Raw genomic sequence first — 17,363 nt, forward strand, 5'->3', positions numbered from 1 at the left:
CTAGAATTATGAAAGCGAATATAAAATCATTATTTTCTATTTGTGTAGCCGCAACTCTCATTACCGGCTGTACAGATCTAGATGTAGCAGTAGAATCTCAATATACCGAATATCCGACAGATAATGAGATTGCTGTGGAAGCCAAAATGGCTGATGTGTATTATCAGCTGCGCGGTACGTTCGGACGTAGATACATGGAAGTGATGTCACTCTCAAGTGATGAATATACAGCCGTATCATACGGAGGTGGATGGTATGATAGTGGTGCATACGCACATCCGAGTTTTCACAACTTTACAGCAGAGGATGCAACTATTGACTGGATGGGAAACCTTACCTCTGGTTGCACTAAAGCAAATCAAATTATCCGTGATTTAGGTGGAGATGAAGCAGGTAGTATAATTGCTCCAGCTCGTGCTATGCGTGCTTTCTTCCATTTCATTATGATGGATTGCTGGGGAGATGCTCCTATCTTGAATAAATTGCTCAATGATGGTGAGTATGTCGACCGTTCACCACGTAAGGAAGTTGCTGAATTTATTGAAAAAGAGTTGAAAGAGATTATTCCTCAACTCACAGATGAGGTAAGTTCCAACACATACGGAAAACCGACTAAATGGATGGCTGAAGCTCTTTTGATAAAACTTTATATCAACTGGCCGGTTTATACAGCAGAATCTGTAGATAAATACGATGCTTCTGCCTATAGCAATCCAAAACTTAATGACTGTATCGCTCTTTGTGATGACATTATCAAGAGCGGTAAATTCAACCTCGGCAGTATGACCTACCAGAAAAAATTTGGTCCTGACAACGGAGCAAATGTAGAGGACTTTATATATGCAATGCCGTATGATACTTATACTGAAAAAGGTCTACAATATGGACGTGCCCGTACCTGGAAAGCTGCTAAAGATGTGGAGATAAGCTATTATGGAATGCAACTCAGCCAGTCTGCAGGTGGATATATCACTATGACTCCGGAATTTGCTGAATTGTTCGAAGATGCAAGTAAAGCAGGCGACCGTGCAAAGAGCGTATTGATGGGCCCTGTATATGTATACAACCCGACAACTTACGAACCGACCCAGGAACCGGCTTTGGATACAGAAGGTAAACAGATTGTGCTTACCAAAGACATCACTCTTGAAACTCCGGGTGACCCTCAAATCGGTGTAGGAGATAATTTGAAAGGATACAATCAGGGATATCGTTCTGTAAAATTCTTCGTTATCGATGATGATTACAGAAATGGTAGAGACCAGTCTAATGATTTGCCTATCTTCCGTTATGCAGATATTCTGTTAACTAAAGCTGAAGCAATTTTACGTGGAGGAACTGCAACAAATGGTGATACTCCAGAAAGCTTAATGAATCAAATACGTGCTTATGTTCATGCAGATAACGTTCAAGCAGGATTGTCCAAAGAACAACTTCTTGATGAACTGTATGACGAACGTGGTCGTGAATTCTTCGATGAAAACTGGCGTAGAAATGATATGATCCGTTTCGGTCACTTCGAGGATGAATTCTTCCCACATTATAAGACAGGTTTCTCAGAAGCTAACTTTGATAAGACACGCCGTATCTTCCCGTTGCATAGAGATATGTTGAATACAAATCCGAACTGGAAACAGAATCCGGGTTATCCTGAATATCACAACTAATCACTTTATAAAATATCGGTGAGGGACTTCCCTCACCGATATTTGTAAATCATTTTATTCTCAAGTTTTCAAAGGTTAATTCTATATATAGAAACTACAGATTATGAGTTGAATAATCTTAAACCTGCGAAGCATAATAATGACCGTTTCTTATTTTTGTGGGAAATACACATAGCAATCACGTAGATTTAAGATTTATGAAAACACATCTCACTACATTACTCAAATCACTGATTTATGGAACAATGGTTCCATTAATGATTTCGTGTACGGGGGAACATTCCCACGAAAACTTATTATCATACATTGACACAAGAGTGGGCACTGCAGCCAGTACAACCCACACTGCAGGGATGTTTGGCAAGCATACCGAAGAATACGGACAAACCTTACCTGCCGTATTGGAACCAAACGGTATGAATTTCTGGACACCACAGACACAAGACACCGAACTGAAATGCATCGCACCGTATTATTATCGTGATTCCTTATTCCAAGGATTTCGCAATTCCCACTGGATTGTGGGAGGATGTACACAAGACTATGGCTCCATGACACTGACGGCTTCCTTCGATTCATTACGATGCCTGCCGGAAAAAAGAGCCACCCGATTCTCACACGAGCAGGAAACTGCTACCCCTTCTTATTATTCTGTGACTTTGCCTGATGAACATCTTCAGGCTGAAATGACAGGTCGTTCGCGGTCGGCCATTTTCCGTTTTTCCTACGAGAAGGCGGGAAAAGCTTATCTCATCGTCAATCCCAACAGCGACGAAGGAGAAGGATACATTGAAATTGATACCTTACAGAAACGTATCTATGGCTACAACCCCGTTCACCGTATTTATCAGGGCTGGGGAGAACCAGCCGGATACAGTGGACACTTTATCATAGACTACCAGAAAGATCCCTGTGACTTCGGGACTTTCCATGCAGATAGCCTGTTCCCTGGACAGACAAAAATTGGTCATGAAAAAAACATCGGAATCTATATAGGCTTTCACGTGGAAAGCCACGAACAAATATTGGTCAAAGCGGCTTCTTCCTTCACCGATAGAACAGGAGCTGAACGTAACCTGCAACAGGAAATTCCACATTGGAACTTCGACCAGACCCGAAAGGAGCTTACCGCTATCTGGGAAAAGCATCTCTCGGCCATCGAAGTGGAAACTCCAGATCAGGAAGCCAAAGAAAAATTCTACGGAGCTTTCTACCGGGCCTCTTTCCTGCCCCGCACGTTCAATGACGTAGACGGCAGATACCCGGCTTTTGCACAGCAAGATTCCATTCTACAGCTGGCACAGAACGAAACTTACTATGATGACTTCAGTATGTGGGATACCTATCGGGCCCTGCATCCGCTCATCAACTTATTATACCCTACCCGAGGAGGAAACATGATGCAGTCGCTTGTACATAAATATGAACAGGGAGGCTGGCTGCCTATCTTCCCGTGCTGGAACAGCTATACGGCTGCCATGGTGGGCGACCACTGCATTGCCGCATTGGGAGATGCCTACGTGAAAGGTATCCGCAACTTTGACATCGAGACGGCCTACAAGGCCATGCGGCAGAATGCGTTCGAATCACCCGCCAAAGAAGAAGATTACCGGAACGGCATGGGACGCCGGGCTTTACAATCGTACCTGAAATATGGCTACATCCCATTGGAGGACAGTGTGCCCGATGCTTTCCACACCAAAGAGCAGGTGTCACGTACCTTGGAATATGCCTACGATGACTTCGTGCTTTCTCAAGTGGCCAAGTTACTCCAAAAGACTGACGACTACAAACTGCTGGCAACTCGTGCGCAGAACTACCGTAACGTCATCGACCCCGCTACAGGATATGCACAGGGACGACACGCCGACGGCACCTTCCTGAAAGAAGCGAATGCCTTCCAGTTTACCAAATTCATCACCGAAGGGGCACCCTGCCATTACACCTGGTATGTGCCGCAAGACCCATACGGACTGATGGAATGCATGGGCGGACGTCAGCACTATGTGGAGAAACTGGACTCCATGTTCAGCGAACAAAGATACTGGCACGGCAATGAACCCTGCCATCAGGTAGCTTTCATGTTCAACTACGCCGGTGAACCGTGGAAAACACAGCAGGCTGTACGCCACATCATGGATACGGAATACTTGAACGCACCTGGAGGTTTGTCGGGCAATGACGATGCCGGACAGATGTCGGCCTGGTATATCTTTGCATCCTTGGGATTCTATCCGGTTTGTCCAGGCTCACCTTATTATGTACTGGCCAGCCCGTCGTTCACAAAAGCCACACTACACCTGGAAAACGGAAAAGCCTTTACCTTGCAGACAGAAAATGCTTCCAAGGAAAACATCTATATACAGAAAGTAACCTTGAACGGAAAGCCTTATACGCGAAACTATATTTCACACAAGGATATCACAGAAGGAGGAAAGATGGTGTTTACCATGGGAAATACTCCTAACAAAGTATGGGGAAATGCCCCAGAAGATTGTCCTCCCTCTTTGGTTGAAGTTTCTGAATAAAAACTTAAAGTCCATTATATTATGAAAACAAAAAATATCCTACTTGCATTACTCAGCATCTTCCTTCTTGGAGCATGCCATTCGTCCCAAACAGGGATTTACAACATCATGGACTACGGAGCCACAGGCGACGGAAAAACAGATGATGCAGCTGCAATCCAGAAAGCCATCAATGCCTGCTCTGAAGCAGGAGGAGGTACAGTACTTGTCCCGGCAGGTCATACCTTCCTTTGCGGACCGTTTAAACTGGCATCATTCGTAGAACTACAATTAGCTCCTAATTCCCGATTGCTGGCCAATCCGGACGAAAGTATCTATACCGAAAGTGCCTTTGGTGCCAACCGGGGAGAAGGTATGATGTGGATCAGCGGAAAAGACCTGAAAAACGTATCCATCACCGGTACCGGAAGTATCGACGGTAACGGAGTGGCTTTCATGGGCAAAGAACTGGAAGATTCCTACGAACTGAAACCGGTAACCGACTTTGACCCACGTCCGCACGTGCTTACGCTGACCAATATCGAAAAGCTGGTGATACGCGATGTGAACATCTGCAACAGTGCCTACTGGACAGTGCATCTGATTGGCTGCCGCAACGTCATGATTGACGGTATCAGCATCCTCAACAACCTCAAGATCCGGAACGGTGACGGTATCGATGTGGACCACTCCAAAGATGTGCGCATTTCCAACTGTTTCATTGAATCGGGAGATGACTGCATCTGTCTGAAAAACCGAAGAGAATTTGAAGAGTATGGAAGCTGCGAAGACGTAGTGGTAACCAACTGTACCATGACCTCCCGTTCTTGCGCCGTGAAAATCGGCTCGGAGAACATGGACAAAATCAACAACGTATTGTTTACGAACTGCATCATCAAAGACAGCAACCGAGGCATCGGTATCCAGAACCGTGACGAAGGTACGGTAACCAATGTGATTTTCTCGAACATGATTGTCGACTGCCGCTTCTTCTCAAATGTATGGTGGGGCAAAGCCGAACCAATCTATGTCACTTCCTATCCGCGTGCCGTGGGTAACCACAAAGATGCAGGCTGGCGCTTCCCGAAAGGAGCCGTGAAAGGTGCCTGTGGAGAAGTAAGCCGTATTTATTTCCATAACATCAAGTGCACAAGTGAAAACGGAGTCTTCGTCGGCGGCGATACCCCCGACAAAATCAACCGGATTTACTTTGACCAGGTAGAAGTGAACTTGCACAAACGGACGACCTTTGAAGGAGGTATTTACGACAAACGTCCGTGCGACGGAGAAGGTTTCCTGAAAGGCAAGACTTACGGATTCTTCATCCACACAGCCTCAGACATCCAACTGAAAGACTGCATGGTGAACTGGGGAGATACCCGACCGGACTACGCCGCAGAAGATGTGCATTTGGAAAATGCATCCAAAATCATACAAAAATGATGCTAGCTTAGTGCTCATAAAAAACCCGTTGTGAAACGGTACATTTCTAAATTTCTTTTTTGGGCCGGAGTGCAGCTCCCTGCATTCCGGCTTCTTCTTTCATTTCAGGAACGTCCTACTGAACTTGGCAAACAGCCGAAACGCTGTTTGAAACATTTCGTAAAGTATTTAGGATCATTAAAACCCACCGCATAAGCCACTTCCGACACATTGGCCTCACCTTTTCTCTGTTCCAACAGCTGATATCCCATATCCAAACGGAAATTTTTCATAAATTGCCCGATCGGCATTCCAGCCAGATTCTGCATCTTCTGGTTCACTAAGGTCTTGCTGTAACCCATATCCCGAATGAATGCATCCAGCCCGTATTCAGAATCCGCATAATGCTGCTTCATCAGTTCGATGGCCTTATCCATAAAGGTCTTGTCCCGCGATTCTTCAACCAATCCCAGTTCACTCACGTCCGCAAGTGCAACCGGTTTGGAAAGTCTCTCCTGATAGCCACGACGCAATGCTAAAATGTTACGGATGCGATATTTGAACACTTCCGCATCGAAAGGTTTGCACAAATATTCATCAACCCCCACTGAATAACAAATCTTTTCATTTTCTTCCGAACGAACTGCTGTCAGAATCAGGAAAGGAATGTGGCTGGTTTCCAAGTTCTCCTTCACTCGTTTCGACAATTCCAGCCCATCCATTTCCGGCATCAGCAGGTCGCTGATAATCAAGTCAACCGTATGTTTCTTGAGAACCTCCAGAGCCTTCACACCGTTTTCAGCCTCCAACAGATTATATTCCTTCTTCAACAATGAATGAATATACCGGCGCATATCACTGTTATCGTCTACCACCAGTATGGTAGCCCAGGCCGGTGATACCGGTTCACTCTTCGACTTTTGGGCTTCACTTTCCGAAGAAGCCGTTTCCACAACCGTTCGTTCCTCCTCTGCCGGTAAATCTTTCATCGGCAACTGAATACGGAAAGAAGTCCCTCCGGCCCGATTATTCCGAGCATAAATCACTCCCCCGTGCAAGGCAATAATCCGTTTGCAGACATTCAAGCCGATACCCGTTCCGCTTTGCCCGAAAACAGGGTAAGCCACGGTATTCTGCGACTGATAGAAACTGTCGAAAATCTGCTGCAGATCGTCTTCCGGAATACCACATCCCGTATCCGAGACAGAGAGATAAAGCTGTACCTTTCCCTCCTCATCTACCAGCCGGGCCGCATACAGACGAATCGTACCCCCATCGGGCGTAAATTTCACGGCATTGGCCAGCAGATTTGTCAACACCCGATGCAGATATTTAGGGTCAGCACTGACAGAAAGTCCCTGCAGGTGATAATATGTCTGCAACGTAATATGCCGGTCTTTCACAAAGGAATTGAACGGCAACAGCAAATCCTCTATCATGCCCACCAGATTGAACGGATGAATATTCAGTTTCACCTTTTCCGTATCGAGTTTCCGGAAATCCATCAATTCATTTACCAAAGACAGCAAATCCTGCACATTGCGTTCGGCAATATGAAGCTGTTCTTTTACTTCTTCATCGGAAGTCAGTGCCAAAGCCTGTTCAATAGGTCCGTGAATAAGCGTGACAGGCGTACGGAATTCATGGGTGATATGCGTAAAGAAACGTATCTTCTCTTCGGCCATTTCTTCCACATGATGCGCCATAACCTCCAGGCTGTGATTTTGCACCTCCAGTTCATGGGTACGCTGGGCCACTAACTGTTCCAGCACTGCCTGCCGGTGTTTCAGCCGACGTACCTTATAACGATAAAAAAGAACGTAAAGAGAACCTGTCACCAAAATAATCAATGACCAGAACCACCAGGATTTGTAATAATATGGGCGTACCTTCAAGTCTAACCGCCACACCTCTTTCTGCCATTCTCCCTCCTGATTGGTGGTCTGTATTTCCAACCGGCAGTTTCTTGACGGAAGTGAAGACAACGTAATCACCGGATTCTCGGATGGAAGCTCTATCCATTCCTCTCCATTTCCGACCAACCGGTAACGGATACGGATAGACTCGCTATAACCATATTCATGAGTGGTCAAAGCCAGTTCCAGTTTGTCACCTTCTTCCAACCCAGACAAGTTCTTTCCATTCCCATACATCCACAATCCACCATTCACCCGACAAGACGAAATGACAACCTCACGTGCTCCTGCCGATTCAGGTATCTTTTTCAACAGGATTTCACACACCCCATGGTTTTTTCCACAATACAACCGATTGTAGCGCGATGAAAAATACAGCGTGTGCATATTATATTCCTTATCCAGAATACCATCTGTTTTTTCGTATGGAATAAAAGTATTCTCCTCCATTTTCAAACGACACAATCCATTTTCGGTGGCAAGCCATAAATTCCCTTCGCCATCTTCAGCCAGTCCATAGACTGTGTTCTCATAAAACCCCTCCTTGGGACCATAATGCTTGAACAGAAAACGCCCCCTTCATCCGAAAGCAAACGATAAAGTCCCGTAGCCTTTCCTCCCAACCAGATATTTCCCTGACTGTCCTGAAAAACCACGTTGATTCGCTCCACCTGGGTAGATTTCGCATCATCAAGTTTGTAACGCAGATGGGTATAAGTGAAATGCCGACGTGACCGGGCAAAAGAAAACAAATCGACAATATACAAGCCTTCGGAGGTGCCGACCCACAAGCGTCCTTTCCGGTCGACACACAACGAACCGACCGACTCAAACTCGTTCACATCCGAACCGAATCCGACACTACGGAACAAGTCCTGCTTCTTATCATAAAACACGAGTCCGTGCGTGGTGCCAAACCAAAGCCCTCGGTTAATAGAGTCTTCTGCGGCGCTCATGATAAATTCATCTTCCAATCCCGGCACCTCTCCATTGGAATGCTGCCGGAACGCAGCTTGCGGACGGTTCAAATCCAGTTCACTGATACCGGCTCCCCAAGTGTAAGCCCACAAATGATTGTCGCTATCTATCAGCAATCCGTTCACATTGTTCGAAAGGATAGACGACCGGTTCTGCGGCACAAACGAATAATGCTGCACCGCCTCCGTGACCGGATTCAACTGGTAGAGTCCGCCTTCTATCGTGCCCACCCATAAATTTCCCGTCTTATCTTCTGTGATTGCACTAATTTGAGGCGCACGTCCTTCGGCAAGCTGCCAAGGGATATCACCTAATCTGGATACTTCCAGCCGACGCGGACGATACAGTAAATTCACACCTCCATCCTGCGTACCGGCCCAGATATCCTCCCCATCGGTAAACAGACATACAATGGTATTGGAGTTCAAGCCACTCTCTTTCAGAGCCTCCTGCCGACGGATAAAAGAAAAAGAATCGGAAGCCGGGTTATAGACATTCAGCCCGTTAAGTGTGGAAACAATCAGACGCCCATCGGAAGTCAGTTTCATATCTGTAATATACGCCTGACTGAGCATCCCTTCCCGGTGCGATGAATAACGATAGCGTGTTAAAGTCCTTGTATCCCGGTAATACCGGAAAAGTCCGCGGTTACTTCCTATCCATACACATCCCTTGTCTTCCAACAGACAGGAAATACGCCAGTCAGCACTGAAAGGCACGATGGATTTTGATACCAGTCGTTTACTAATCGTATGGTCTTTATTTTTTACCATCCAATATACTTGATTACCGATACTGGCACATACTCCCCCCTTCAGTTCCGCAATTGCCGTAAGGGCATTCTCCCCCTCTTTCTGCATACGATAGCAGGCGGCAATCTCTCCGGAAGCATCCAACTCCAGGCACCATAACAGTTTGTCGGTCACAATCCAAACATCCCCGTCGGAAGCCTGCAGAACGGCATGCACAAAAGAAGTTGATAAAGAAGCCAGCTCCGGCAACTTGTTCCCATTCAACCGGTCCAGCGAGAGCACTTTTCCCGTCGGCAGGTCAATCAAATCCAGACCGGCATCCGAGCCTACCCAAAGCCTTTTGTAACGGTCTTCAGACAAAGCATACACATAATTTCCCTTCAGGCGGTAATAAGGCTCTTCCACATCATAGTTCAAGAAACGATATCCATCGTAACGAGCCAATCCGTCCTGAGTGGCAATCCAGATGTAACCATACGAATCTTTTATCACGGAAGTCACCGAGTTGTTGGGCAACCCCGTTTCCTCCGTCAGGTGATAAAAGTTATATTTCGAGAAGAATGTATCTTTCGCCTTCAAACGGAAAGAATATCCTCCCAAACAAATTATCAAAGCCAACAAAAGTAGTCTCATAGTATATTGTTTATGATACAAACGTATCAGTTCTTGCATTTCACGGAGACGGACCTGCGTTCCCTTTGGACATACCAGGAGACACATATCCATCCCAAAGCCACCACGAAAACTCCCACGAGTGCCGGATAACGGTAACCCAGTCCGGCATCAATCGGAAGTCCTCCGGCGTAGGCTCCTACGGCATTGCCCAGATTGAAGGCAATCTGCACGCAGGCAGCTCCCATCATCTCACTTCCACGCGAATTCTGCAACAGCAACAACTGCTGAGGAGGTGACACGGCAAACAAAGCAGCCGCACAGACAAACATCAGCAAAACGGACAGCCACGGTATCCCGGCAAACAGGAAAGTACCCAGCAAAGCCAGCATCATGAACACTTGCGTGAACCGTACCACAGGTGCCAGTCCGTACAAATCGCCGCAACGCCCGCCAATCAAGTTGCCAATCGTCATACCCAGCCCGGCCAACATCATGATCCACGTCATGCTTTCCGGCCGGAATCCGGCTTCGTGCAACATCTGCGGAGTGACATAACTGAACCAGCAGAACACCCCGCCGTTACCAAACATCGTGGTCAGGATAATAAGCCACGGAGCCAGGTTACGCAGGAAACGGAACTGTCCCTTCAGTCCTGTATCGGGCAAGGCCGGCAGCGAAGGAATCCATTTCCACACCAAAAAGAACACCAGTAGTCCCCAGCATGTATTGAACAGGAAGGGGACCCTCCAGGAAAACAGCGTACTCAGCAACGTACCCAAAGGTACACCAAACAAGTTGGCAATGGTCATACCTGCAATCATCAGTGCCACGGCCTGTGAAGTCTTGCCTTTATCGGCCACTTTCTCGGCCACGATGGAACCCACTCCAAAAAAAGCTCCATGAGGAAGACCGGACACAAACCGCATCAGCAACAGCATCCAGTAGTTCGGCGAAAGGGCCGCACACAGGTTACCGAAAATATAAATGGCTGCCAGTCCCAACAGAATCTGCTTCAACGGGCGCGTACGGGCTATCAGCACCGTCAGCGGAGCCCCTACACACACTCCGATGGCATAGGCCGAAATGCAATGTCCGGCCTCTGGTATACTAATATTCAAATCATGCGCCACTCGAGGAAGAATTCCCATCATGACAAATTCAGCGATGCCCAGCCCTAACGTACCGGAAGCCAACGCCAACAAACTCTTTTTCATTCAAACAATCTTTTTTACCTAACCTTTTCCGATGCAAATTTACATCAAAAAAGTGTATAAAAAACACAATATCCCTTCTTTTTAAATGTCTCAGAAAGAAGGATGAAACCGACGGAGTTCCGCACGCAGGCGCAAGGCCTGTCCTGCTGTCATATCGTTCAGCAATTCCCAAAAACGAGGGCCGTGATTCATTTCCCGCGTGTGAGCCAGCTCATGCAATATAACATAATCAATCAGGTGCGAGGGTACCAGCATCAGATAGCAGGAAAGACTGATGGTGCGGGCCGACGTGCAACTGCCCCACCGCGAACGGGCACCTGTAATCCGCACCTTCCGATAAGTCAGGCCGAAACGTTCAGCCCATACTTTCAGCAAAGGAGGTAAAAATTCCGAGGCCACTTTCTTCAGGGCCCGCACAATGGCTGCCCGCACCAGCTTCTGCACGGCCTCGTCCGAGAAATCGGTGTTCGCCGGACAAAACACGGTCACTTCGCCCGAGGGCCGTAACCGCACGGTAAAACATTTCAGCTGGCTGGGTTCCAACGACAGGCGGAAACAATCGGCCTCTATCCGGAAATTAAAGTCCAAGGTCTGCTGGGCCACCTGGCGGAAACGCTCCAGCAAGTCAGCCCGGAACTGTTCCAGCGTAGACAGCACCTTATCGGCCTTGCTGTAGGGCGGCACCGTGAGATACAAGCCGTCGGGCTTCACACGCATCGTGATATTTCTTGCCCCGCGGCGGGTGGCAATCACAATACGGCGGAAATCTCTATCTTCTATCACTCGTTTGGTTGACATAGCTTTGCAAAGATAACAAATAAATTATCAACCGGATAAGTACAAGGAAACAATAAAAGCCGTAACTTTGCACCCCGAAAAAAGAAGAATCCGTAAAAACAAATTCAGAATATGGAATTACCCAAAGACCCGATGATGCTGTTCAGCTTCATCAACATGAAATTGAGAGACTATTATCCTTCGCTCGACGCACTCTGTGCCGACCTGAATGTGAGCAAGGAAGATATCGTGAACCGTCTGAAAGCGGTGGGATTTGAATACAATCCCTCGCAGAACAAGTTCTGGTAAAAAAGAACGCAAACAAATAAAAAAGGCTGCCTCCCGAAAGGAAAGCAGCCTTTATTCATTTTATCAGGTGTGATAAGTATCAAACACGATTAGCACTGAGCCAACTTGTTGTCAGAACCCAATACGTTGATGATTTTGTGCTTGTAAAGTTTTTCCATGTTATCACGAGCCGGGCCCAGGTATTTACGCGGGTCGAATTCAGCCGGTTTTTCAGCGAATACTTTACGGATAGCAGCAGTCATAGCCAGACGAGAGTCTGAGTCGATGTTGATCTTGCAAACTGCAGATTTAGCAGCCTTACGCAACTGATCTTCAGGAATACCGATAGCAGCTTCCAGTTTACCTCCGTATTTGTTGATAGTATCAACTTCTTCCTGAGGAACTGAAGAAGATCCGTGAAGAACGATAGGGAATCCAGGAAGTTTCTGCATTACAGCGTCCAATACAGCAAATTCCAATGGAGGAGGAACCAGACGACCAGTAGCCGGATCAACGTGGCACTGTTCCGGTTTGAACTTGTAAGCACCGTGAGAAGTACCGATTGAGATAGCCAATGAATCGCAACCTGTACGAGTAGCGAAGTCGATTACTTCTTCAGGGTTAGTATAAGTGTGGTGTTCTGCAGAAACTTCATCTTCTACACCAGCCAATACACCCAGCTCACCTTCAACTGTTACGTCGAACTGATGTGCATAGTCAACTACTTTCTTAGTCAAAGCTACGTTTTCTTCGTATGGCAGATGAGAACCGTCGATCATTACTGAAGAGAATCCCATGTCGATGCAAGACTTGCACAGTTCGAATGAATCTCCGTGGTCAAGGTGAAGCACGATTTCAGGATGTGCGCAACCCAGTTCCTTTGCATATTCTACAGCACCTTCTGCCATGTAACGCAGCAAAGTCTGGTTAGCATAGTTACGAGCACCTTTAGATACCTGGAGAATTACCGGAGATTTTGTTTCTACAGCAGCCTTGATGATAGCCTGCAACTGTTCCATATTATTGAAGTTGAAAGCCGGGATAGCATATCCACCTTTGATTGCTCTGGCAAACATATCTCTTGTGTTCACCAAGCCTAACTCTTTGTAATTAACCATTTTTGTAAGTTTTATAGTTGTTAGTAATTAATTCCACCTGCAAAAGTAACAATATAAAAAGAATTAGCAACACACTACCTCATAGATTTTCTTTCTTTTCTTGAGGCAAATCAATCCGAACCGAAATATTTACTGTACAGGCGGCAAGGATGCAAAGTAGATATGACAAAAATTGGACCACCTTTTTTATAAAAGCCTTTGACAGATAGAATATTTTTTGGGGATTTCTTTTTAGTTTCAAAGAAATAGCGTATCTTTGCAACCCGAAATAGACCATTACACACTTTACCAGTGTTACCACATATTTATTTGTCAATAATAACAACAAAAAGTATATACTAAAATGAAAAAAGGCATTCATCCTGAAAACTACCGTCCGGTAGTATTTAAAGACATGTCAAACGGCGACATGTTCCTGTCTCGTTCAACTTGTGCTACTAAAGACACAATTGAATTCGAAGGTGAAACTTATCCGTTGGTTAAGCTGGAAATCTCTAGCTCATCTCACCCGTTCTACACTGGTAAGTCTAAACTGGTGGATACAGCAGGACGTGTGGACAAGTTCATGAGCCGTTATGCAAACCACAAGAAAAAATAATTGATTATTTTTCGGGAAAAATAAAGAAAAGCCTTTCCATCGTGACGATGGGAAGGCTTTTTTTGTGACCTTTCAGAAATCCCCAGAAAACACAAGTGCGTTTCAATCCAAACGCACTTGCGTTTGAGACAAAACGTCCTTGCGTTTTGAATGAAACGTACTTGCGTTTGACTTCGAATGCACTTGCGTTTCCATTCAAACGCAAAGACGTTTTTTTACACCCACTTTTTTACATGTTTAAAGCCCATTTTTTGCCTTTCCGGAATTTTCTTGATAACTTGCGGCTGCTAATTATCTTTATTAACACATACACTATGAAAAGTATTTTTATTCGCAAATGGAAGGGCATTGTGGTAATGGCCTGCACCATTTCATTGCCTACACTCTCACTTTCCGCACAAAACCAGCTGGTGCTGCACTACGACCGACCCGCGGAATATTTTGAAGAGGCTCTTGTTATCGGAAACGGCACAATGGGAGCCATTCTTTATGGAGGTACGGACAAGGACGTCCTCTCCCTGAACGACTTGACACTATGGACCGGTGAACCTGACCGAAAAGTCACGACGCCCGATGCCTACAAGGCCATTCCGGAAATCCGGGCCTTGCTCGACAAAGAAGACTACCGAGGCGCTGACCTTGCCCAACGGAAGGTGCAAGGACACTACAGTGAAAACTACCAGCCGCTGGGACAGCTCTCCATCACTTACCTGGACACCCCGGCAAAGATAACCGGCTACCAGCGGACACTGGACATCCGGCAGGCGCTCGCCCGAACCAGTTACCAACGGAATGGAAAAGCGTTCTCCTGCGACTACTTCGCTTCGGCTCCCGACTCTGTCCTCGTACTCCGCCTGCAGACCGAAGATGAAAAGGGACTTCAAACCACACTTGCGTTCAACTCACTCCTGCCTCATGCCACTACGGCCACGGGCAATGAAATTTCTGCGGAGGGTTACGCTGCCTACCACTCTTATCCGGTGTATCTCGATGACATGAAAAACAAGCATCTGTACGATCCGGAACGGGGCACACATTTCCGTACCCTGATCCGGGTAATTGCCCCGGACAGCCAGGTGAAGAGTTTCCCGTCGGGTGAACTGAAGATAGCCGGCGGAAAAGAGGCGCTGATTTTAGTGGCCAACGTGACCAGCTTCAACGGCTTCGACAAGGACCCGATGAAAGAAGGCCGTGACTACCGAAACCTGGTGGCACAGCGAATGAACCGGGCCGCACAGAAATCATTCGACACACTTGAAAAGGCACACGTGGCCGACTACCAGTCGTTCTTCAACCGGGTAGAACTGAATCTCGGCACAACCGACAAAGCCATCGCCAGCCTGCCGACTGACGTACAGCTGCTGCAATATACCGACAAAGCCCAGAAGAACCCGGAACTGGAAGCCTTGTATTTCCAGTACGGTCGCTACCTGCTCATTTCCAGTTCGCGTACCCCGGGAGTTCCGGCCAACCTGCAAGGACTGTGGAACGAAAAGCTGCTCCCACCTTGGAGCTGTAACTATACCAGCAACATCAACTTAGAGGAAAACTACTGGGCTGCCGAAACAGCCAACCTGAGTGAGATGCACCGCCCATTGATGGAATTCATCGCCAACCTGCAACATACAGGGGAAGAGACTGCCAAAGCGTATTATGGCGTAGACAAAGGATGGTGTCTGGGACAGAACACGGATATCTGGGCCATGACCTGCCCGGTAGGCCTGCACGGAGGCGACCCTTCATGGGCCTGCTGGACCATGGGAGGTGCCTGGCTTTCAACCCATATTTGGGAACGCTATGCCTTTACACAAGATAAGACTTTCTTGCAACAATATTACCCGGTACTGAAAGGTGCTGCCGAATTCTGCCTGAACTGGCTGATTGAAAAGGACGGTAAACTGATCACTTCACCGGGAACTTCTCCGGAGAACAAGTTCGTGACGCCCGACGGGTATGTAGGCGCCACTTCTTACGGCTGCACAGCCGACCTGGCCATGACCCGCGAATGCCTGATTGATGCGTCCAAGGCTGCCGAAGCCCTCGGTACGGACAAAGAATTCCGGAAACAGATTGAAAAGACCCTGGATCGCATATTACCTTATCAGATTGGAAAGAAAGGTAATCTGCAGGAATGGTTCCACGACTGGAGTGATGAAGACCCGCAACACCGTCACCAGTCACACTTGTTCGGTTTGTATCCGGGCCGCCACCTGTCAGTGGAAAGTACCCCCGACCTGGCCAAAGCTTGCGCCCGTACGCTGGAAATCAAAGGAGACAAGACTACCGGATGGAGCACCGGCTGGCGTGTCAACTTGTATGCCCGCCTCAAAGACAGCAAGAATGCCTACCATATCTACCGCCGTCTGCTGAACTATGTCAGCCCGGACAACTACAAAGGAAAAGATGCCCGTCGCGGAGGAGGTACATATCCGAACCTGCTCGACGCCCACTCTCCATTCCAGATTGACGGCAACTTCGGAGGTTGTGCCGGCGTGATTGAAATGCTGATGCAATCGTCCGAAAACAGCATCCAGCTGCTCCCGGCTCTTCCCGAAGCATGGAAAGACGGCAGCGTGAAAGGGATCTGTGCCCGTGGAGGTTTCGTGGTCGACATGGAATGGAAAGACGGGAAAGTGACTTCCCTGTACATCCAGGCACGAAAAGGAGGAAAGACAAAAGTCAGCTTCAACGGCAAGACCAAAACCGTCAATCTGAAAGCGAACAAAGGTATCCAGCTCTTGTAAGAGCAAAAGATATAACAAGCAGAAAGCCGCACTGGAATGTTCCAATGCGGCTTTCTTTTTATCTTCGAGAATGATTTCTCTGACAGTATATCATCAAGCTTTTACACGACCTACGTAAGAACCGTCACGAGTATCGACTTCGATAATTTCGTCCTGGTTGATGAACAACGGTACACGTACAGTAGCACCTGTTTCAACAGTAGCCGGTTTAGTAGCGTTAGTAGCTGTATCACCTTTCAGACCCGGTTCAGTGTAAGTCACTTTCAACTGTACTTTTACCGGCAGTTCAGCGAACAGGATAGTTTCAGTAGAAGCATCAGAAACTACATCTACTACCATTTCTTCTTTCAGGAAGTCTACACCTTCAATCAGGTCGTGAGCGATAGGCACCTGTTCGAAAGTTTCCTGGTTCATGAAGATATAGTCTTCACCTTCTTTATACAGATACTGGTAAGGACGGCGTTCTACACGTACATCTTCCAGTTTTTCACCGATGTTGAAACGACGTTCCAATACGTATCCGTCTACCACGTCTTTCAGTTTCGTACGCATGAAAGTGTTTCCTTTACCCGGTTTTACATGCAGGAAGTCAATGCAGAAATACAATTTGCCATCCATACGGATAGCGGTTCCGATTTTAATGTCTTGAGCATTAATCATAACTTAAATCCTTTTATTATTATGTTATAGTTGATTTATTCTCTGAATACGGTTGCAAAATTAATCTAAATCACGAAAAAACACAAAAAGATTTGTCTAAAAATGAT

Annotated in this window: 12 protein-coding genes; 6 read left to right on the plus strand and 6 right to left on the minus strand. The window is 46.8% G+C overall.

Annotated elements, in window-relative coordinates; genetic code table 11:
- Positions 1-8: 8 nt before the first annotated feature.
- The 3 genes from RDP42_RS00220 to RDP42_RS00230 all read left to right on the plus strand — a co-directional run bounded on the left by RDP42_RS00220 (position 9) and on the right by RDP42_RS00230 (position 5,617).
- Positions 9-1,667: a RagB/SusD family nutrient uptake outer membrane protein gene (locus RDP42_RS00220; RefSeq protein ID WP_308762054.1), complete on the plus strand. Its 1,659-nt coding sequence runs from the start codon at positions 9-11 to the stop codon at positions 1,665-1,667.
- A gap of 245 nt (positions 1,668-1,912) precedes the next feature.
- Positions 1,913-4,195 carry a GH92 family glycosyl hydrolase gene (locus RDP42_RS00225; RefSeq protein WP_374046882.1) on the plus strand — a complete coding sequence of 761 codons (2,283 nt, stop codon included), beginning with the start codon at positions 1,913-1,915 and terminating at the stop codon, positions 4,193-4,195.
- A 21-nt stretch (positions 4,196-4,216) separates the two neighbouring features.
- Positions 4,217-5,617: a glycosyl hydrolase family 28 protein gene (locus tag RDP42_RS00230; RefSeq protein ID WP_308762056.1), complete on the plus strand. Its 1,401-nt coding sequence runs from the start codon at positions 4,217-4,219 to the stop codon at positions 5,615-5,617.
- A gap of 104 nt (positions 5,618-5,721) precedes the next feature.
- On the opposite strand, the gene RDP42_RS00235 is transcribed toward RDP42_RS00230, so the two are convergent.
- The 4 genes from RDP42_RS00235 to RDP42_RS00250 all read right to left on the minus strand — a co-directional run bounded on the left by RDP42_RS00235 (position 5,722) and on the right by RDP42_RS00250 (position 11,869).
- Positions 5,722-7,962: an ATP-binding protein gene (locus RDP42_RS00235; protein WP_308762057.1), complete on the minus strand. Its 2,241-nt coding sequence runs from the start codon at positions 7,960-7,962 to the stop codon at positions 5,722-5,724.
- Positions 7,963-7,964: 2 nt separating this feature from the next.
- On the minus strand, positions 7,965-9,875 hold the full coding sequence (locus RDP42_RS00240) for a two-component regulator propeller domain-containing protein (RefSeq protein ID WP_308762058.1): 1,911 nt from the start codon (positions 9,873-9,875) through the stop codon (positions 7,965-7,967).
- A 26-nt stretch (positions 9,876-9,901) separates the two neighbouring features.
- On the minus strand, positions 9,902-11,071 hold the full coding sequence (gene araJ, locus RDP42_RS00245) for an MFS transporter AraJ (protein ID WP_308762059.1): 1,170 nt from the start codon (positions 11,069-11,071) through the stop codon (positions 9,902-9,904).
- 90 nt (positions 11,072-11,161) lie between these two features.
- Complete coding sequence (locus RDP42_RS00250) at positions 11,162-11,869, minus strand: SprT family zinc-dependent metalloprotease (protein WP_308762060.1); 708 nt, start codon at positions 11,867-11,869, stop codon at positions 11,162-11,164.
- 111 nt (positions 11,870-11,980) lie between these two features.
- Between RDP42_RS00250 and RDP42_RS00255 the strand changes: the two genes are divergently transcribed.
- Entirely contained in the window at positions 11,981-12,157 is a 177-nt protein-coding gene (locus tag RDP42_RS00255) for a DUF4250 domain-containing protein (RefSeq protein WP_022353504.1), read from the plus strand.
- 89 nt (positions 12,158-12,246) lie between these two features.
- Here the strand turns inward: RDP42_RS00255 and RDP42_RS00260 are convergent, their stop codons facing one another.
- On the minus strand, positions 12,247-13,254 hold the full coding sequence (locus RDP42_RS00260) for a class II fructose-bisphosphate aldolase (RefSeq protein WP_308762061.1): 1,008 nt from the start codon (positions 13,252-13,254) through the stop codon (positions 12,247-12,249).
- Between the two features lie 343 nt (positions 13,255-13,597).
- Here RDP42_RS00260 and RDP42_RS00265 point away from each other — a divergent pair, with 343 nt between their 5' ends.
- Together RDP42_RS00265 and RDP42_RS00270 are read left to right on the plus strand one after the other, a co-directional pair.
- A complete protein-coding gene (locus tag RDP42_RS00265; RefSeq protein WP_007564320.1) occupies positions 13,598-13,852 on the plus strand; it encodes a type B 50S ribosomal protein L31 in 255 nt (84 codons plus the stop codon).
- Positions 13,853-14,166: 314 nt separating this feature from the next.
- Positions 14,167-16,596 (plus strand): glycoside hydrolase N-terminal domain-containing protein, encoded by a 2,430-nt coding sequence (locus tag RDP42_RS00270; protein WP_308762062.1) that lies wholly within the window; start codon positions 14,167-14,169, stop codon positions 16,594-16,596.
- Between the two features lie 93 nt (positions 16,597-16,689).
- Here the strand turns inward: RDP42_RS00270 and efp are convergent, their stop codons facing one another.
- Positions 16,690-17,256 (minus strand): elongation factor P, encoded by a 567-nt coding sequence (gene efp / locus RDP42_RS00275; RefSeq protein WP_204474356.1) that lies wholly within the window; start codon positions 17,254-17,256, stop codon positions 16,690-16,692.
- Positions 17,257-17,363: the final 107 nt, after the last annotated feature.

Origin of the sequence: uncultured Bacteroides sp. (assembly GCF_902472605.1) — a bacterium.
Taxonomy (GTDB): domain Bacteria; phylum Bacteroidota; class Bacteroidia; order Bacteroidales; family Bacteroidaceae; genus Phocaeicola.